Annotated in this window: 16 protein-coding genes and 1 tRNA gene; 12 read left to right on the plus strand and 5 right to left on the minus strand. The window is 59.6% G+C overall.

Going from position 1 to position 18238, the window contains the following annotated elements:
* The first annotated feature begins 107 nt into the window (after positions 1-107).
* Entirely contained in the window at positions 108-551 is a 444-nt protein-coding gene (locus BOP93_RS00880) for a hypothetical protein (protein ID WP_104501233.1), read from the plus strand.
* A 77-nt stretch (positions 552-628) separates the two neighbouring features.
* On the opposite strand, the gene BOP93_RS00885 is transcribed toward BOP93_RS00880, so the two are convergent.
* Positions 629-886: a hypothetical protein gene (locus BOP93_RS00885; protein ID WP_057725484.1), complete on the minus strand. Its 258-nt coding sequence runs from the start codon at positions 884-886 to the stop codon at positions 629-631.
* A gap of 256 nt (positions 887-1142) precedes the next feature.
* On the opposite strand from BOP93_RS00885, the gene BOP93_RS00890 reads away from it, so the two are divergent.
* The 9 genes from BOP93_RS00890 to BOP93_RS00930 all read left to right on the plus strand — a co-directional run bounded on the left by BOP93_RS00890 (position 1143) and on the right by BOP93_RS00930 (position 10619).
* Positions 1143-1835 (plus strand): hypothetical protein, encoded by a 693-nt coding sequence (locus BOP93_RS00890; RefSeq protein WP_104501234.1) that lies wholly within the window; start codon positions 1143-1145, stop codon positions 1833-1835.
* 416 nt (positions 1836-2251) lie between these two features.
* Positions 2252-4840 (plus strand): autotransporter outer membrane beta-barrel domain-containing protein, encoded by a 2589-nt coding sequence (locus BOP93_RS00895; RefSeq protein WP_104501235.1) that lies wholly within the window; start codon positions 2252-2254, stop codon positions 4838-4840.
* Positions 4841-5298: 458 nt separating this feature from the next.
* Positions 5299-5979: a CsgG/HfaB family protein gene (locus BOP93_RS00900; protein ID WP_005783620.1), complete on the plus strand. Its 681-nt coding sequence runs from the start codon at positions 5299-5301 to the stop codon at positions 5977-5979.
* A gap of 29 nt (positions 5980-6008) precedes the next feature.
* Positions 6009-6371: a DUF4810 domain-containing protein gene (locus BOP93_RS00905; protein WP_057010471.1), complete on the plus strand. Its 363-nt coding sequence runs from the start codon at positions 6009-6011 to the stop codon at positions 6369-6371.
* The gene (locus BOP93_RS00910; RefSeq protein WP_065949945.1) at positions 6368-7018 is read left to right on the plus strand and encodes a DUF799 domain-containing protein; all 651 of its coding nucleotides are present in this window, start codon (positions 6368-6370) and stop codon (positions 7016-7018) included. Before BOP93_RS00905 ends, BOP93_RS00910 begins: the two co-directional genes overlap by 4 nt.
* Before the next feature lie 211 nt (positions 7019-7229).
* Positions 7230-8849 (plus strand): vWA domain-containing protein, encoded by a 1620-nt coding sequence (locus BOP93_RS00915; protein ID WP_104501236.1) that lies wholly within the window; start codon positions 7230-7232, stop codon positions 8847-8849.
* Positions 8850-9003: 154 nt separating this feature from the next.
* On the plus strand, positions 9004-9576 hold the full coding sequence (locus tag BOP93_RS00920; protein WP_065893850.1) for an RNA polymerase sigma factor: 573 nt from the start codon (positions 9004-9006) through the stop codon (positions 9574-9576).
* Positions 9573-10124 carry a hypothetical protein gene (locus BOP93_RS00925; protein WP_104501237.1) on the plus strand — a complete coding sequence of 184 codons (552 nt, stop codon included), beginning with the start codon at positions 9573-9575 and terminating at the stop codon, positions 10122-10124. The genes BOP93_RS00920 and BOP93_RS00925 overlap by 4 nt, the downstream gene beginning before the upstream one ends.
* A 156-nt stretch (positions 10125-10280) precedes the next feature.
* Complete coding sequence (locus BOP93_RS00930; protein WP_106427355.1) at positions 10281-10619, plus strand: colicin E1 family microcin immunity protein; 339 nt, start codon at positions 10281-10283, stop codon at positions 10617-10619.
* Positions 10620-10637: 18 nt separating this feature from the next.
* Here BOP93_RS00930 and BOP93_RS00935 read toward each other — a convergent pair whose 3' ends face one another.
* Positions 10638-11924, minus strand: coding sequence for a colicin-like pore-forming protein (locus BOP93_RS00935; protein WP_237140389.1), 1287 nt, complete (start codon positions 11922-11924; stop codon positions 10638-10640).
* 361 nt (positions 11925-12285) lie between these two features.
* Positions 12286-12362 (minus strand) — tRNA-Arg (locus tag BOP93_RS00940).
* A gap of 370 nt (positions 12363-12732) precedes the next feature.
* Here BOP93_RS00940 and gabD point away from each other — a divergent pair.
* Positions 12733-14175 carry an NADP-dependent succinate-semialdehyde dehydrogenase gene (gene gabD / locus BOP93_RS00945; RefSeq protein WP_104501238.1) on the plus strand — a complete coding sequence of 481 codons (1443 nt, stop codon included), beginning with the start codon at positions 12733-12735 and terminating at the stop codon, positions 14173-14175.
* A 181-nt stretch (positions 14176-14356) separates the two neighbouring features.
* A complete protein-coding gene (gabT, locus tag BOP93_RS00950) occupies positions 14357-15634 on the plus strand; it encodes a 4-aminobutyrate--2-oxoglutarate transaminase (protein ID WP_104501239.1) in 1278 nt (425 codons plus the stop codon).
* A 114-nt stretch (positions 15635-15748) separates the two neighbouring features.
* Here the strand turns inward: gabT and BOP93_RS00955 are convergent, their stop codons facing one another.
* Positions 15749-16750, minus strand: coding sequence for a sensor domain-containing diguanylate cyclase (locus BOP93_RS00955; protein ID WP_104501240.1), 1002 nt, complete (start codon positions 16748-16750; stop codon positions 15749-15751).
* Positions 16751-16938: 188 nt separating this feature from the next.
* Positions 16939-18123, minus strand: a complete 1185-nt coding sequence (desA, locus tag BOP93_RS00960) for a delta-9 fatty acid desaturase DesA (protein WP_057725344.1) — start codon at positions 18121-18123, stop codon at positions 16939-16941.
* Between the last annotated feature and the right edge of the window lie 115 nt (positions 18124-18238).

Genomic DNA, 18238 nt, shown 5'->3' on the forward strand with positions numbered 1-18238 from the left:
GGGGTGGAGAGAAAATGGCACAGATTTATTTAAATTTTAGCTGGGAAAGTGTATCAAATAAATCTGTCTTATTTTGTTGTGCTTAATTGCATGGGGCGCGGCGAGTTATGTCGGATAAACAAGTATGTGAGCTGACGATTGATGATCTTAGTAGTTATAGCGTTTGGTTCTTTCCGATGGACGACACCGTGGAGGTCGAATTAACTGTACGCCCCCTCGTCGAACAGGAAACGTGCTCAGACTTTCAGATTATCGTTCGAGCTGATTTTTTTGGTGAAAATGGCACTGTGTATTGCGGTTATTTGTATTGGGACTCCAATGTTGCAATTGAATACTTAAAGCCTGTTGTATTGTCTGAAACGGGAGAGGCCGTAAATTTTTGGAGCGGTATAGTAACTGCCGCGTGGGAAAGTTCGGAGTTCGCCGGTTTGATTAGATCCGAGCTGCCTATTTCTTATGCCTCAGAACCGATTTTTGGTCTTCCTTCCATTTGCGGAACACTGGAGGGGCTTTATTATCTTTCTGATGATCAAGTTTGCTGCGTGAAATGACGGAAAAAGTGGACCGGTTTATTTGGTTGGATTGCTCACGCACAAAGCGGGCGACACAAAGGCCGCCCGATTTTCACTCAGGACGGATCGGCATTAAGCCTGCGACTGATGACATCCAGCAAATCGCACCCATCGCGCAGCGGAATGGCCAGCAAGTGGGCGAAGTCTGAAAGCACTACGGCATCGCTGCTGAGTTGTTCGCGAAAGGCCAGGTTTTCCAGCAGTTGGGTGACGGCCCGAATGCGGTGCACGGCGGCGTCGTGGAGGACGTCGAGAGGTGCCTGGGTGTCGATGATCAGCGCTGGGATGGTGCAGTCGTGGCCGGTTAGGGGCATGTATCGATTCATCATTAAGCTCTCTGGATTATTGAGGGCTCGTTCTTCGGGTCGCCAAACCCGGTCGCCTTTTGAGCGACCGCCGGACTATAAGCCGCACCACCAAACCCACGCAAGGCATCAAAATGCCGCCCCGTCGAAGAGTGCCACCACGACCCCTAATGTCTTCCCACTCATTGCCGACATACTGCCGACGAGCGAACGCATCACTAATACGCCAATCCGCAAGCCCCACCCCAAACATTAAAGGACCAATGTGAAAAACCTCCTCCTGATCCTCCTCACCACCCTCATCCTGGGCGGTTGCGTCAGCCACCCCCTCACTCCCGAAAACCGCGCGCAGATCAAGACCGTCAAAGTCCTGCCCGTGAAGTGGGAAAAGAACATGGTGTACTTCGGCCGCGAGCAGGCTTGGGGCGCCGCCCTGGGTGCCGGACTGGGCGCGGGTGCCGGCATGGCCAGCGGGGCGTCCAAGGTCGGCACTGCAGCGTTGAGCGGCGCCGGGTTTGCCGCCGGCATGAAGCTTGGGCAGTTGGCCGAGATGCCGACGCCGATGGCTATTCTGACGGTGATGGAGGCGGAAAAACTCGATGTAGGCGTGTTGCTCAAGCAGGGCTTTGTCGATGCGCTGGGCAAGACTTCGACGCTCAAGGTGGTCGGCGACGATGAACCGGCCGATGCGCAGATCCAGTTGACCGTGTCCGAGTGGGGCTTTCGCCTGACCCAGGGTTTCAGCAGCGTGATTTACCCCACCCTCAGCGTGGTGGCGCAGATGAATCGCGGCGATGAAATGATCTGGCGCACCTTTGAAACGGTGACGCCATTCAATGGCCAGAACGTTTATGGCTACACGCCGCTCACCTATCGCACAGACCCGGAGGCATTGCGTCGGGCGTTGACCGGGATTACGCAGATTTCTGCGCAGTATCTGGTGAAGGAGCTCAAGTAAGTCTGATGGTGAGGTAACGCGGTTGGGTGGCGCGGGTGTGATGGTGAACGCTCAGTCACCGTGTGTTTCTGGTTGCTCGCGTTATCGTTGGAGGTCTTCGCGAGCAAGCTCGCTCCTACAGGATTGGGGCGTGTTGAATGACTTTGAACATTTTGTTTATCTCGATGTCTTTACCCCGCCCACCCGCAACCGGTCGGGCTGCATGGACTGCAGCGTTTTCAAATGACATTAAGGATTGATGTGAACCTCTCCCTATTACGGCCTCCTGTCTGCCACCGCCTGCGGTGCACCGGCTCGCGCCTGCGATTCCCAGGGACGCCGGGAGAGCCTCATTCGGATCGATTGATCCTTTCGCACAGCACACCTACTGCTGCCGGGCGTATTGGCGGCTTTGACTGTAGTTCATGGAGTTTGAAATGAAGCGCAAGCAGTTCCAGAAAAGTCTGTTGGCAATCATGGTCGGGGCAATCAGCACGCAGGTGCTGGCAGTCGAGTTCGACCTGGGTCAGGGCAAGAATATTTGGGCCAATGAGACGTTTAACGAGCCGGTCACCATTACCGGCAAGTTTTCCCGGGTGGTCGATTCCAACACCACTGATCCCGCCGGTCTCGGCTTTGTGAACACCAACATTCAAGGCTCGCTGATCAACCGCGCAGACATCACGCTGGACTCACAGGGCAAAACCATTCGTGCGATCGCCATCGATCCGATGTTCTGGTCTGGCCCTTCCAATCTGACTCCCGGCACCATCACCGGGGATGTGGTTCAGGCGGGCAATATCCTGATGAACCATGGCGCCTACGAAGGGCTTGAAATCGGTGCCACGACCATTGGCGGCAGCGTTATCAACTCCGGCACCATCCGTTCCACGCCGCCGGTGAGCGCCGAGCCTTTTCCCGGCTACCTGGGCGGTGGCGAAGGCATTTACCTGCACGGCACCACCATTGCGGGCGACGTTTCCAACACCGGTGTGATCGACATGGCCGGTCCGGATGCGATTGGCTTGATCCTTGACGTCAGCGGCGACACGCCGACCACCATCGGCGGCAAGCTGCTGAACTCGGGCTCGATTATCGCCACCGGTGAAGGCGCCTGGGGCATGGAAGTGGAAACCGACACCAACCCCCTGCGTATTGAAAACAGCGGCCTGATTTCCGCCAATGGCAACGAGGCGAAGGGGTTGTTTTTTTACTCCGGCACCGTCGATTACATTCTCAACACCGGCACCATTGAAGCCAAGGGCGCGTCGGCTAATGCCTTCGATCTGTCCGGCGCCAGCTTTGCGCAGAACAGTGCCACGGGCGCACGCGGTATCGTCAACCGTGGGCTCATCGCGGCGGACGGCACGGCGATCCAGGTGGATGCGGCCAGGCAGGTCGCGGCGTTTGAAATCAACCAGCAAGCCGGCGAAATCCGCAGCAACAGCGGCATCGCCGTCGACGCCAACAACCTCGCCAGCCTGAACTGGACCGGCGGCAAAATCACCGGCGACCTGCTCAACCTCAGCGCCGTCAACATCGGCGGTCAGGCAGGTTTCAGCGGTAGCCGTATCATCGCGCCGGTGTCGGTCAATTCGGGTTCGCTGAACCTCTCGGCGCCCGGCACTGCTATCACCGGCGACCTCAATGTGGCCAGCGGTGCGGGCATCGATATGCACCTGGCCGACAGCGTGGTGCCGACCACGCCGTACCTCACCGTCAACGGCACGGCCAATCTGGCTCAAGCTTCCAAGCTGACGGTCAGCGCCAACCCGGGCGACTTCGCGGCGCCTAAAGCCGGCACGCAATACACCTTGCTGCAAGCCACCAACGTGCAGAACAACGGCGTAGCGGTCGCCAGCGCCTCGTCGTTGCTCGACGTGCTCAGCTACTCGGCCGACGCGCAGACGGTCAAGGCCGTGGTGGCGGTGAAAAGCGACCAGCAAGTTCAGCAGGAGCTGGCGGGTGTCAGCGCGGGTGCGTCAGCCGCGACCGCCGTCAATGTGCTGAAAAACGATGTGCTCGGCGGGCTCAACCAGAACGATCCGGTGTTCCAGAGCCTGGCCAACGCCGGGACTGCGCAGCAACTGGCGCAGCTCGCCGATCAACTCACGCCGGACGTCAACCGTGGCGCCCTCGACGTGGCGCTGTCGGGGCAAACCGTGGTCAACGGCGCGATCTTCAATCGCCTCACCGACCAGCGTGAAAGTCACCAGGTCGGCGGCGTGTGGGTGCAGGGCCTGAGCAGCAACATGGACCAGGACGGCCGTGGCGGCAACAACGGTTACTCGGCCAACAGCAGCGGCATGGCGGTGGGCGTGGACGGTCGTGTGAACGACACCACCACTTTGGGCGTGGCCTACAGCTACCTCAATTCCAACATCCATTCGGACCGGGGCAACAAGACCGACGTCGAGGGCCACGCGCTGTCGCTGTACGGCAACTGGGCGCTGCAAAACTGGTTTGTGGATGGCAGCCTCAGCTACGGCCATAACGACAATGACAGCAAGCGCCACGTCGCGGGCACCACGGCCAAGGGCAGTTACGACAGCAATGTGTTGTCGGCCAGCGTGATCGGCGGCTACAGCTTCAAGCCGTCCCAGGCGGTGGTGATCGAGCCGCGTGTGGCTGCGCGCTATGCCAACGTGCGCATGGATGGCTACACCGAGAAAGGTTCGTCGGCGGCCTTGAGCACGTCTTCGCAACGTTATGAAGTGGGCGAGCTGGGTGCCGGTGTGCGTTTGGCGGGCAACTTGCCGATGGGCGCGGGCAGCCTGCAACCGGAAGCGACCTTGATGGCCTACCACGACCTGATGGGCGATCGCGTGGCGCAAACCTCCAGCTTCGTCGCCGGTGGTTCGGCGTTTACCGTGACCGGCGCATCGGTGGCGCGTGACAGCTACGAGGCCAGCGTGGGCGTGAACTACCAGGTGTCGGACTTCACCGTCGGCGCCAGCTACACCCGCCAGGCGCGCAGTGGTTTTGACGCCGACGGCGTAATGCTCAAGGCTCGCTACGCCTTCTAAGCCACATCGCAAAACAACTGTGGGAGGGGGCTTGCTCCCGATTGCGGAGGGTCAGTCAATGATGTGTTGGCTGGCTCGCCGCCATCGGGGGCAAGCCCCCTCCCACATTGGGTTTGCGTGAATCCGCAGCAGCGAGGCTGGGGCAGCTTGCACTGTCTCAACCTGCTTACGTAGAGCGTGTTGCCTCTGATATCAGTGTGGGAGGGGGCTTGCCCCCGATAGCGGTAGACCAGTCAGTGATGGGTTGACTGACTACATTGGATCTCCATGTTCCAAAGGCTTGTGTTGGATTTCACTACTCGGGCCGAAACACCTTGAGAACCGCTTTTAACCCCGTAAAATGCCGCAGCCGTTGCATCACAGTCTTTCAGGGAAGAATTCAGGCCAGCATAGTGTCCAGGCTGCCTCTCTCCTTGGAAAACCCGGCAACGCTGATTTCCTCACCCAAGGAGCACCCTGTGAAGACACTGTCCAAAATCCTGCTGTCGGGCCTCACCGCCGCGGCGCTGTTGACCGTGGCCGGTTGTGCCACCGAGAGCAACCGCGCGATGCCGGTGGAGCAAGTCGCCAGCGCCCACGTCGCCTATTCCGGCGTGCGTGTGCCGATTGCCGTGGGCAAGTTCGATAACCGCTCCAGCTACATGCGCGGCATCTTCTCCGATGGCGTCGACCGTCTCGGCGGCCAGGCCAAGACCATCCTCATCACCCACTTGCAGCAGACCAACCGCTTCAGCGTGCTGGACCGCGACAACATGGGCGAAATCTCCCAGGAAGCCAAGATCAAAGGCACCGTGCAGAAGCTCAAGGGCGCTGACTACGTGGTGACCGGCGATGTGACCGAGTTCGGCCGCAAGGAAACCGGCGACCGCCAGCTGTTCGGCATTCTCGGCCGTGGCAAAACCCAAGTGGCCTACGCCAAAGTCGCGTTGAACATCGTCAACATCAACACCTCCGAAGTGGTGTATTCCACCCAGGGCGCCGGTGAGTACGCGCTGTCCAACCGTGAAGTGATCGGCTTCGGCGGCACCGCCAGCTACGACTCCACCCTCAATGGCAAGGTGCTCGACCTGGCCATGCGCGAAGCGATCAACCGCCTGGTCGACGGCATCAACGCCGGCGCCTGGAACCCGCGTAACTGATCAGCCACACCACAAGGAGCAGTACACGGATGAGCAAGGCAGTGAAGTTGGCGCTGATGCTGACAGCAATCGCGACGGTAGCCGGGTGCCAGACGGCGCCCCAGCCCCTGTATCAATGGGAGAGCTACCAGCCGCAGGTTTACGAATACTTCAAGGGCGAGCCCAAGGAAGCGCAGGTGGAAGCACTGGAACGCGATCTGCAGAAGATCAACGCCAGTGGCCGCAAGGCGCCGCCGGGTTACCACGCGCACCTGGGCATGCTGTACATGAACATGGGCAAGGATGATCAGATGGTGCAGGAGTTTCGCACCGAGAAGGCCCTGTTCCCCGAGTCCGCTGCGTACATGGACTTTCTGCTGAAAAACGCCAAGACCGGAGTCGCCACCAAATGAGCCTGTTAAAACTCACCGGCGCCTTGCTGGCCCTGGCGTTGCTCGGCGGTTGCGCGGCGCCCAAGACAGTCGACTACTCGGCGTACAAACAGGCGCGGCCCAAGTCGATCCTGGTACTGCCTCCGATCAATGAATCGCCGGAAGTGCAGGCGTCCTACAGCCTGGTGTCGCAAGTCACCTACCCGTTGGCCGAAGCCGGCTACTACGTGTTGCCGATTGCCCTGGTGGACGAAACCTTCCGCCAGAACGGCCTGACCACCGCCAACGACATCCAGGCGGTACTGCCGGCCAAGCTGCATGACATCTTTGGTGCGGACGCGGCGTTGTACATCACGGTCAGTGAATACGGCACCAAGTACATGCTGATCTCCAGCGACACCTCAGTGACGGCCTCGGCCAAGCTGGTGGACCTGCGCACCGGCACCACCCTGTGGACCGGCGCAGCGCGTGCGTCCAGCGAGGAAGGCAACAACAACGGTGGCGGCCTGGTGGGCATGCTGATCACGGCGGCGGTCAAGCAGGTGATCAACAGTTCCACCGACGCGGCGCACCCGATTGCCGGTATCACCAGTGCGCGCCTGCTGTCGGCAGGGCAACGCACCGGCATCCTGTACGGCCCGCGTAACCCGAAATACGGCACGGACTGACGTTCTTCAAACACTGAAGATCAACTGTGGGAGGGGGCTTGCCCCCGATGACGGTACATCAGTCACTACTGCAGTGGCTGACCCACCGCCATCGGGAGCAAGCCCCCTCCCACATTGTTTTTTGCTGTGAGGTCAATTGGGGTTTAACCCGAACCCCACCCACCTCGCGTCTGACCTTGTGAACGGCTCATTCATTCACGAGGCCCAGCCCATGTCCTACGCTCTGCTCTCCCTGCGTCCTGCTGCCCAAGGCTTCACCGTTACCCTGCTGGTGGCGCTGGCCGGATGCGGGCTGTCGTCGTCCCCTGACCTGGCGAAACCGGCGGAACCCGTCGCAGCGCTTCAACGCGCCCCGGCCCAGGGCGCGTGGGTCAAACGCATGGCCATGCCGGCACCGATGATGATGAGGGAGACGGCGACCCGGGATGAGCGCAGCGAACCGCGCGAGCAATACGCCAACCTGCCCGACAACCCGGTGCATCGCGTCGCCGAAGCACCGGTCTCCACCTTCAGCGTGGATGTCGACACCGGCAGCTACGCCAACGTAAGACGCTTCCTCAACCAGGGCCGCCTGCCGCCCGAAGGCGCGGTGCGACTGGAGGAAATGGTCAACTACTTCCCTTACGACTATGCGCTGCCTACCGATGGCTCACCCTTTGGCGTCACCACTGAAGTCGCCGCCACGCCGTGGAACCCACGCACGCAACTCTTGCGCATCGGTATCAAGGCCTCCGACAAAACTGTGGCAGAACTGGCCCCGGCCAACCTGGTATTTCTGGTGGATGTGTCCGGCTCCATGAACCGTCGCGAAGGGCTGCCGCTGGTCAAAAGCACGCTGAAATTATTGGTGGATCAACTGCGTGATCAGGACCGCGTGTCACTGGTGGCATACGCCGGTGAATCCCGCGTGGTGCTCAAACCCACCTCCGGGCGTGACAAAACCACGATCCGCAACGCCATCGACCAACTCACCGCCGGTGGCGCCACCGCTGGCGCGTCCGGCATCGAGCTGGCCTACCAGATGGCCCGCGAAGGCTTTATCGACCAGGGCATCAACCGCATCCTGCTGGCCACCGACGGTGACTTCAACGTGGGCATCAGCGACTTCGACAGCCTCAAGCAAATGGCGGCGGACCAGCGCAAAAGCGGCGTATCGCTGACCACCCTCGGCTTTGGCGTGGACAACTACAACGAACACCTGATGGAACAACTGGCCGACGCCGGTGACGGCAACTACGCCTACATCGACAACTTGCGTGAGGCGCGCAAGGTGCTGGTGGACCAGCTCAGCTCGACCCTGGCGGTGGTGGCGCGGGATGTGAAATTGCAGGTGGAATTCAACCCGGCACAGGTCAGCGAATACCGCCTGCTCGGCTATGAAAACCGCGCCCTGAAGCGTGAGGATTTCAACAACGACAAGGTCGATGCCGGCGAAATCGGCGCAGGGCACACGGTGACCGCGTTGTATGAAATCGTGCCGAAGGGCGAGAAGGGCTGGCTGGAGCCGTTGCGCTATGCCAGAGCACCTGCGGCTGAAAACACCTCGGCCGAACTGGCGACGGTGCGCGTGCGCTACAAACCGGCTGCGGACGGTGACAGCCAGTTGATCGAACGGGCCGTCGACAAAACGACTACCAAGCCCAGCAGCGACCTACGCTTCAGCGCCGCCGTGGCCGCTTTCGCCCAACAGCTCAAGGGCGATGGCTACACTGGCAACATGAGCTTGCAGGACATCGCCGCCCTGGCCCGCTCGGCCCGAGGCGACGACCCGTTCGGCCTGCGCAACGAATTCGTGCAACTGGTCGAACTGGCCCAAAGCCTAAAACCCTGATCCCGAGCACAATGAAGATCAAATGTGGGAGGGGGCTTGCCCCCGATAGCGGCCTATCATTACCAAATGTGCTGACTGACCCACCGCCATCGGGAGCAAGCCCCCTCCCACACTTGAACCCGCTTCGGCTTATAAAAAGGAGTCTGCCCACTACATGGCCGTTCCAGACGATCCACCCAGCGACGAATCGCTGCTGGCCCGCTACCGCACCGGCGACGCTGCTGCGTTCGAAGCCTTGTACGCCCGGCACCGCCAGGGCCTGTACCGCTTCCTCGTATCCCTGTGCAACAAACCCGAACTGGCCGAAGAAATCTACCAGGACACCTGGCTCAGCCTGATCCGCAGCACCACCCAGCCACAAGGCCGGGCGAGTTTTCGCACCTGGTTGTTCCAGATCGCCCGCAACCGCCTGATCGACCACTGGCGCAAACACGGCCTGCACAACCCGCTGCACGACAGCTACGACGAGTTGCTGCACGCCCAGCCCGACGACAGCGCCGGCCCCGAACAGCAACTGAGCCTGAACCGCGACCAAGCGCGCCTCGACGCCGCCGTGCAAGCCTTGCCCGAAGACCAGCGCGAAGTCTTCCTGCTGCGCCTGCACGGCGACCTCGAAGTCCCGCAAATCGCCACCCTCACCGGTGCCCCGCTGGAAACCGTTAAAAGCCGCTTGCGCTATGCCCTGCAGAAATTGCGGCGCCTGCTGGCCGACGAGGTAACTGTATGACTGCCCCCCGAGACCCGAACGATCCGCGCGACGAAGCGCTGATCCAGCACTATCGCCAGAACAGCGCCGGCGAACCGCCCGCATTCCTGGACACATTCATTCTCAACGCCGCCCGCCGCGAAGCGCCTGCCCCCAAGCCCAGCCTGTGGCAACGCTGGCTGCGTCTGTGCCAGCAACCGCGTTGGCAGATGGCGATCGCCAGCGTGGCCGGTGTGGCGTTGCTGGCAGGCGTGATGACGCGCACCCCCGAGCTTGCCCCGGTACAAAACACCCGCCTCGCTGCCCCGGCCACGTTTTCCGCGCCTGCGCCCATGAGCGCACCGCCGCGTGCCGAGTCGTTCAGCGCCGAAATGAACAGTGACGCCTTGCCCCAAGGCAAGCTGGCCAAGCGCGCAGTGCCTGACCCGCTGGAGCAGGGCTTGCAGGAAGTGTTGCGCCTGCGCGCGGCAGGCGATGAGGGTGCCGCGACGGCGAAACTGGCCGAGTTGCAAAAACGCTTTCCTGCGCAAAATCTTGAGGAGCGCCTCAAGGCATTGCAGCCTCACTGACCCCGTGGCGATGGTATCGCGGGATACCATCGCCCCTTTTCACTCATCTTGCACTGAACCTATTACGCAATAGCCCAATGCCATGGATGCTATTTGCTATCATTTAATTGAGCAGGGCAGCCAGAAGTTTAAAGTGAATTTAAAGTACGAGTTGATATGAGTAAAAAATATTTAATTGAGAATTTTATGATATCCATTTTCATATTTGTTCTCTTCTTTACCGACATTTTTGGAGCGAACACTTTTGTGGAGGATATTAGCTTCACTGTTATGATTTTAGGAGCAGGCAGTATTTTCTTGTTTCCGTTCTCTCGATTTATAATCGAGCAGACAGCGCTTCGATTCACACGTCGTGAATTCTGGACGACCGGCTTACTGACGGAGTCGCCTGGGAAAAACGGGCTGTATGTGATTTTTTATATGGTGTGCATCGTTTTTGCCATTCCTGCCGTGCTTGGGTACCTATTCTATTCAGCACTAAAAAAAGTGGCCTAAAAAGGCCACTTCGTGTTTTTAGAAAGGAAGCACTGCGTCGAGCGCATCGTTAAATTGCTTAACACGTTTATCGTCAATAAATGCACTGACAAATGCCATGATCAGCGCAAACGCCACAATCCCCACGGGTGACGAAACAGTCACGCCGAACGCAAAAGCAATCAAACCTGTTGCCGCAGCACCTGCAAACAGTGTTTCCACTTTCAGTGCCGTGTTATTCCAATCACCTGTTGCGTAGCTTTTACTTACTTCATTATGCAAGTCATAGGCATCAATGGCTTTGCCTACATAACCAAAGCCTTTGGCAAACCTGTTCAGGTTTTTTCCCAACTCCGCGCTATCAAGCGAGTCCAGGGCATTGACGATGGCCGCGCGGTCAGCCGCACTGAATTTCTTATCCAGCGCGCCCTTGTATTGCTCAAAGGCATTCAGTGCCTCTTGTGCGCTGCGAAGCTTTTTGCCCTTCGCACTGTCGGCCAATTCTGCTGAGAGCGTTGACATTTGCTGGCCAAATTTCTCTCCGATCTCCTTGTAAAAATCAGCAGTGAATTTAATGGCATCTTTGATTTCCGCATCGGCCTTTGCCTGCTCTTCGGCAAGACGCTCTGCTTCAGCTTTTGCTGCGGCCTCGGCAGCCAGGCGTTCGGCCTCCGCCTGCGCCGCAAGACGTGCATCTTCCTCCGCTTGAGCGGTAGCGATCAAACCCGTCAAAGCGTTAGATTTTTCAGTCAACAATCGAATCTTTTCAGACAGGTATCTGCTTTTGTAGGCCGCGCTATAGGAATCGGCAAGTGCCTGATACGCGTGTTTGAAGCCCAGCCGATCTTTATATTCAAGATTGACGAAATCTACCGCATTGTGCGGTATGTCTTTCAGTAAAGGATCCCTACCGAAGTAAGCGTTAGCCGCCGCAAGACTGGCAGTAAGGTCAGCCTGTGAGGCGTTGATTAGAGCATCAACAACGGCTTTTTCTTTCCTGGATTTTTCCAGTACCGGAAGAACATCCGCCCCAACGGCTGCGGCAACCTCCGAGTCGATCTCGGCCAGCAGGTTAGGCAAGTTGGCAGCGTAAGAATCTGCAATCTGCTTTTGCGCCCTGACCGCCAGCGCCACCTTCGTCATCGTACTGTCAGGATGACTGAAGTTCATCTTTCGCATGAGCGCATCGATGTCTGAAAAATCAACGATTTTCCCATCCCACGGCAAGGGCTTGGCAATAAAACCTCCCCCTGGCAGCGGCCCAGGAGGAAGGGGCAGTGGCGGCTCAGGCGTTACGATAATTGGCGGTAGAGTAATGTCAGTCATGAATATCTCCTTGATATTTAGCTTCCTTGAGAATGCCCACCTTGCTGACGATTGCAGGGGGAGGGCAAACGGCGTGAGGCAGAAGCCAGCACATCGATACTGTACATAAACGCAGTGTTGATGCCAAGAGAAAATATGCATTTGTGCATATTTCTGGAGCGACCTGATCGTTCCCACGCTCCGCGTGGGAATGCCGCCCGGGACGCTCCGCGTCCTGCTCTCAGCGAAAAGTCCGGCACTTGTGCAACGGTGACGCGGAGCGTCACCGGATGCATTCCCACGCGGAGCAAGGGAACGATCAAAAGCTGAAGAACAAAAAAAGCCCCAGATCTCTTGACCTGGGGCTTTTTCATTTCATATCTGGTGCACCCGGCGGGATTCGAACCCACGACCCCTGCCTTCGGAGGGCAGTACTCTATCCAGCTGAGCTACGGATGCTTGTGCGGGCGACATCATACCCATGTCGACCTTGGGCGTCCATGCTGGTCTTTGGGCGTTTGAGTGTAGGAATCTGCCGTATAGAGGCCCTGCGCTGTGCGCCACTGAACGATGCAATGAAATCTGGGCCAGTTACGCTGATCAGAAAAATCTGGCAAAAGCCCCGTTTACGTTCTTTTTTTCGAACAGCCTATTGCCCCTTCCCCCCATTGATCCTAGGATTCGTTTGAGATTTCAAACGCTCTGTCTCCCGTGCGCGCTTTATAGAGGGTGCGCACCGAGGCTGATTTCCCTGACGGCAGCCCACCAGGCGCCTTTCAATAACTCTAATTCGCTCCGCGTGCGCGCGGTGCTGTTAAGGAAAGCCGACATGCAGCTCAAAGATACCCAGTTGTTCCGCCAGCAAGCCTTCATCGATGGCGATTGGGTCGATGCGGACAACGGTCAGACGATCAAGGTCAACAACCCCGCCACGGGCGAGATTCTCGGTACCGTGCCGAAGATGGGCGCCGCGGAAACCCGCCGTGCCATCGAAGCGGCCGACAAGGCCCTGCCGGCCTGGCGTGCACTCACCGCCAAGGAGCGCGCCAACAAGCTGCGTCGTTGGTTCGAACTGCTGATCGAAAACCAGGACGACCTCGGCCGCCTGATGACCCTTGAACAAGGCAAGCCGCTGGCCGAAGCCAAGGGTGAAATTGTCTACGCCGCCTCCTTTATCGAGTGGTTCGCCGAAGAAGCCAAGCGCATCTACGGTGACGTGATTCCCGGCCACCAGCCCGACAAGCGCTTGATCGTGATCAAGCAGCCGATCGGCGTGACCGCAGCCATCACCCCGTGGAACTTCCCCGCCGCCATGATCACCCGCAAAGCCGGCCCGGCCCTGGCCGCTGGTTGCACCATGGTGATCAAGCCGGCCTCGCAAACGCCGTTTTCGGCCCTGGCCCTGGTTGAGCTGGCGCACCGTGCCGGTATTCCCAAAGGCGTGCTCAGCGTGGTCACCGGCAGCGCCGGCGACATCGGCGGCGAGCTGACCAGCAACCCGATCGTGCGGAAATTGTCCTTCACCGGCTCCACCGAGATCGGTCGCCAGTTGATGGCTGAATGCGCCAAGGACATCAAGAAGGTCTCCCTGGAATTGGGCGGCAACGCGCCGTTCATCGTGTTCGACGACGCTGACCTGGATAAGGCCGTCGAGGGCGCGATCATTTCCAAGTACCGCAACAACGGCCAGACCTGCGTGTGCGCCAACCGTCTGTATATTCAGGATTCGGTGTACGACGCGTTTGCCGAAAAACTCAAAGTGGCCGTGGCCAAGCTCAAGATCGGCAACGGTCTGGAAGAAGGCACCACCACCGGTCCGCTGATCGACGAAAAAGCCGTGGCCAAGGTCAAAGAGCACATTGCCGATGCCCTGAGCAAAGGCGCCAAGCTGCTGGCCGGTGGCAAGGCGATGGAAGGCAACTTCTTCGAGCCGACCATCCTTACCGACGTGCCGAAAAACGCCGCCGTGGCCAAGGAAGAAACCTTCGGTCCACTGGCGCCGCTGTTCCGTTTCAAAGACGAAGCCGAAGTGATCGCGATGTCCAACGACACCGAATTCGGCCTGGCCTCGTATTTCTACGCCCGCGACCTGGGCCGTGTGTTCCGTGTGGCTGAAGCCCTGGAATACGGCATGGTCGGCGTCAACACCGGGTTGATCTCCAACGAAGTGGCGCCGTTCGGCGGCATCAAGGCCTCGGGCCTGGGCCGTGAAGGCTCCAAGTACGGGATCGAGGATTACCTGGAAATCAAATACCTCTGCCTGGGCATCTAAGCCCTGTAAGAGATTGCAACAGACGCAAAGGGCACGAGAGCGCTGTCCCTTTGCGTGTTTCACGTCGTTATTCGCAGTGGCCGGGAAAGCTGTGGCAGTCGATCATCGCATGCTGCCGTAGTTGCCTCCCCGTCACCTATCCTTGAACCACGCCGCCCGATGAGCGGCGAATGAGGACTTTATGAGCAAGACCAACGCATCCCTGATGAAACGCCGCGAAGCCGCTGTACCGCGCGGTGTTGGCCAGATTCACCCGATCTTCGCCGAATCGGCAAAGAACGCCACCGTGACCGACGTTGAAGGTCGCGAGTTCATCGACTTCGCCGGCGGTATTGCCGTGCTCAACACCGGCCACGTGCACCCGAAAATCATCGCGGCGGTGACCGCGCAACTGAACAAGTTGACCCACACCTGCTTCCAGGTATTGGCTTACGAGCCCTACGTGGAAGTGTGCGAAAAAGTCGCGGCCAAGGTGCCAGGTGATTTCGCCAAGAAAACCCTGCTGGTCACCACCGGTTCCGAAGCGGTGGAAAACGCCGTGAAAATCGCCCGCGCCGCCACTGGCCGTGCTGGGGTGATCGCCTTCACCGGCGCTTACCACGGCCGCACCATGATGACCCTGGGCCTCACCGGCAAAGTCGTGCCTTACTCGGCCGGCATGGGCCTGATGCCAGGCGGTGTGTTCCGTGCGCTGTATCCGAACGAACTGCACGGTGTGAGCGACGACGACGCCATCGCCAGCATCGAGCGCATCTTCAAGAACGACGCCGAGCCGCGTGATATCGCTGCGATCATCATCGAGCCGGTGCAGGGTGAGGGCGGGTTCTACGTCGCGCCTAAATCGTTCATGAAGCGCCTGCGCGAGCTGTGCGACAAGCACGGCATCCTGCTGATCGCCGACGAAGTGCAAACCGGTGCCGGTCGTACCGGTACCTTCTTCGCCATGGAACAGATGGGCGTTGCCGCCGACCTGACCACCTTTGCCAAATCCATCGCCGGCGGCTTCCCGTTGGCCGGTGTGTGCGGCAAGGCCGAATACATGGACGCCATCGCCCCGGGCGGCCTGGGCGGCACCTATGCCGGCAGCCCGATTGCCTGCGCCGCCGCACTGGCGGTGATGGAAGTGTTCGAAGAAGAGCACCTGCTGGACCGCTGCAAGGCTGTCGGCGAGCGCCTGGTGACCGGCCTCAAGGCCATCCAGGCCAAATACCCGGTGATCGGCGAAGTGCGTGCCCTGGGCGCGATGATCGCGGTGGAACTGTTCGAAGATGGCGACAGCCACAAACCGAACGCCGCTGCCGTTGCATCTGTAGTGGCCAAGGCGCGTGACAAGGGCCTGATCCTGTTGTCCTGCGGTACCTACGGCAACGTGTTGCGTGTACTGGTGCCGTTGACCTCGCCGGACGAGCAATTGGACAAGGGCCTGGCAATCATTGAAGAGTGCTTTGCCGAGCTGTAAGCGCTGAACCCCTGTGGGAGGGGGCTTGCCCCCGATAGCGGTCTGTCAGTTGATGAATATACCGGCTGACACACCGCCATCGGGGGCAAGCCCCCTCCCACATTTCGAACAGTGTCAGGCCGCAATCACGCGATTCTTCCCCTGACGCTTGGCCTCATACATCGCCGCATCGGCGCGGCCGAACAGTTTGTCCAGGGTTGAGTCATCTTCGCGCAGGCTGGTCAATCCCTGGCTGACCGTCACGGTAAACGCGTGACCTTCGACACTGAAACTCAGCGCCTGGATTTCCTTGCCCAGCCGCTCGGCCACCTGCAGGGCCATCTCCGGGGCGCAGCCGGGCAGTACGGCGGCGAATTCTTCGCCACCGATACGTCCGAACAGGTCGCCACGGCGCAACACACCACGCCCGCTTTCGGCGATGCGCCGCAGCACCTGGTCGCCTTCCAGATGGCCGTAGGTGTCGTTGATGTCTTTGAAATCATCGATGTCCAGCAGCAGGAATGCCAGCGGCGTGCCCTGCGCACAGGCGCTGTCAAAGGCCTGGTTGGCGAGTTCGAAGAAGTGCCGGCGGTTGCTGCTCTGGGTCAGCACATCGGTGGTGGCCAGGCGATGCAGTTCCAGCTCCAGGTGCTTTTTTTCGGTGATGTCCTCGGCGATGCCCACGACGATCATCGGCTTGCCCGGCTCGGCCTGCTGGTTGATGTAGCACTTGTCACTGAGCCAGCGGATCTGCCCGTCGAGCGTGACGATGCGGTATTCGCGGTCTTCCACGGCGCCCTGCTCCAATACACGGGCCAGGCTGTGTTCGGCATAGTCGAGGTCTTCGGGGTGGATGCTGTTGCGCCATTCCCGATGGTCGGCCAGCAGCAAACCGGCGCTGCGGCCGAATATCCGTTCATAGGCGGGGCTGACGTACAGCACGCGACGGGTTTCCCAATCGATGGCCCACAGTACGGCGTTCACGCTCACCAGCAGCGAGCTGAGCAGCTGCTCACGCGCACTCAGGCGCTCGACCTCACCCTGGGCATGCATCAGCGCCAACAGCGTCGACGCGGCCGCCGGGCGCGGTGGCTGGGCAGAGGACACATCAGGCGTGCAGGGCTTTTCGTGAACCATCGGAACAACTCTCTCTGGGCGCGCCGCAGGATGGAACAGCGGTCACTACAAGCGGTCACCATGATGGCGAAGTGTTCTTTGAGAGAGGGGAATTGCGGTGAAGTTCCGTGATCGGGCTCGATTGGCGGTGCCCGGAAAATGGCGTCAGAAAGCCAATGTGCGGGAGGGCGAGCCCTCCCGCCGTCGCGTCAGACCCCTGCAGGGCGCAATGAATAGGTCTTCAATTGGTGGGCAAAATCGCGCAGGGATTGGATACCGCTGGCCTCGGCTTCGTGTACCCATTCCTTGATCGCCGCGAGCATGTCGTGGCCGTTGGTGCTGGTCTTGAGCCAGATCTGCTGCAGCGCCAGACGCTTCTCGTAGATCACGCTCAGTGCCTGGCTGTGCTCCAGCATGCTTTGAATGCGCACATGGTGGCGATCGCTCAGCAGGCTGGTTTCCCGCGACAACAGGCGCTTGGCGCGGTGGAACTGGTGGCGGACCGAGTGATCGACTTTCTCCAGCTCCTGCTTGACCAGCGGGCCGATGACCAATTTGCGGTATTGGGCCATGATCTGGAAGCGGTTGTTGAGGATCGCCATGGCGGTGTCCATGTCCAGGTGGCCCTTGCCTTCGACGCGGTGGGCGATCGGTGCGACGCGCTGCACCTTGGCCAGGCGCAGGAAGCTGAACACCTTGATCCAGGCCCAGCCCAGGTCGAACTCCCATTTCTTGACCGACAACTTGGCCGAGTTGGGGTAGGTGTGATGGTTGTTGTGCAACTCTTCACCGCCCACGATGATGCCCCACGGCACCAGGTTGGTGGCCGCATCGCGGCATTCGAAGTTGCGATAGCCCACGGCATGGCCTAGGCCGTTGATCACGCCGGCGGCCCAGAACGGGATCCACATCATCTGGATCGCCCAGATGGTGATGCCGATGGTGCCGAACAGCAGCAGGTCGATCACGCCCATGAGCGCCACGCCCAGCAACGGGAAGCGCGTGTAGAGGTTGCGTTCGATCCAGTCGTCCGGGCAGTTCTTGCCGTAGATGCGCAGGGTCTCGGGGTTTTCCGCCTCGGCGCGGTACAGCTCGGCGCCTTTGCGCAGCACGGTGGACAGGCCCTTGATCACCGGGCTGTGGGGGTCATCGACGGTTTCGCATTTGGCGTGGTGCTTGCGGTGGATAGCGGTCCACTCGCGGGTGTTCTGCGCCGTGGTCAGCCACAGCCAGAAGCGGAAGAAGTGTTTTAGGCCGGCATTGAGCTCGAGCGAGCGATGGGCTGAATAACGGTGCAGATAGACCGTGACCCCAATAATGGTCACGTGGGTCATCAACAGCGTGACTGCCACCAGTTGCCAGGCTGACAGGTCAAGAAAACCGTTGTACCACATAGGCTGTATGGCCCTCAGATAAAGAAAAGAACAGCTCACGCATTATCACTAAGCCTACAGAGAAAACCAGCCGCTCTTTCAGATAGGAGTGACTGGATGTTTCTTATTCTATAAT

The sequence above is a fragment of the Pseudomonas orientalis genome (genome assembly GCF_002934065.1).
Classification (GTDB): Bacteria; Pseudomonadota; Gammaproteobacteria; order Pseudomonadales; family Pseudomonadaceae; genus Aquipseudomonas; species Aquipseudomonas orientalis_A.

Bases quoted from the DNA above. Each gene is read 5' to 3' on its own strand.
- BOP93_RS00880 (WP_104501233.1), top strand. From the start codon at position 108: ATGTCGGATAAACAAGTATGTGAGCTGACGATTGATGATCTTAGTAGT.
- BOP93_RS00925 (WP_104501237.1), top strand. From the start codon at position 9,573: ATGACTGCCCCCCGAGACCCGAACGATCCGCGCGACGAAGCGCTGATC.
- BOP93_RS00895 (WP_104501235.1), top strand. From the start codon at position 2,252: ATGAAGCGCAAGCAGTTCCAGAAAAGTCTGTTGGCAATCATGGTCGGG.
- BOP93_RS00930 (WP_106427355.1), top strand. From the start codon at position 10,281: ATGAGTAAAAAATATTTAATTGAGAATTTTATGATATCCATTTTCATA.
- gabD (WP_104501238.1), top strand. From the start codon at position 12,733: ATGCAGCTCAAAGATACCCAGTTGTTCCGCCAGCAAGCCTTCATCGAT.
- BOP93_RS00915 (WP_104501236.1), top strand. From the start codon at position 7,230: ATGTCCTACGCTCTGCTCTCCCTGCGTCCTGCTGCCCAAGGCTTCACC.
- BOP93_RS00910 (WP_065949945.1), top strand. From the start codon at position 6,368: ATGAGCCTGTTAAAACTCACCGGCGCCTTGCTGGCCCTGGCGTTGCTC.
- BOP93_RS00905 (WP_057010471.1), top strand. From the start codon at position 6,009: ATGAGCAAGGCAGTGAAGTTGGCGCTGATGCTGACAGCAATCGCGACG.
- BOP93_RS00885 (WP_057725484.1), bottom strand. From the start codon at position 886: ATGCCCCTAACCGGCCACGACTGCACCATCCCAGCGCTGATCATCGAC.
- BOP93_RS00955 (WP_104501240.1), bottom strand. From the start codon at position 16,750: ATGGTTCACGAAAAGCCCTGCACGCCTGATGTGTCCTCTGCCCAGCCA.
- gabT (WP_104501239.1), top strand. From the start codon at position 14,357: ATGAGCAAGACCAACGCATCCCTGATGAAACGCCGCGAAGCCGCTGTA.
- desA (WP_057725344.1), bottom strand. From the start codon at position 18,123: ATGTGGTACAACGGTTTTCTTGACCTGTCAGCCTGGCAACTGGTGGCA.
- BOP93_RS00935 (WP_237140389.1), bottom strand. From the start codon at position 11,924: ATGACTGACATTACTCTACCGCCAATTATCGTAACGCCTGAGCCGCCA.
- BOP93_RS00920 (WP_065893850.1), top strand. From the start codon at position 9,004: ATGGCCGTTCCAGACGATCCACCCAGCGACGAATCGCTGCTGGCCCGC.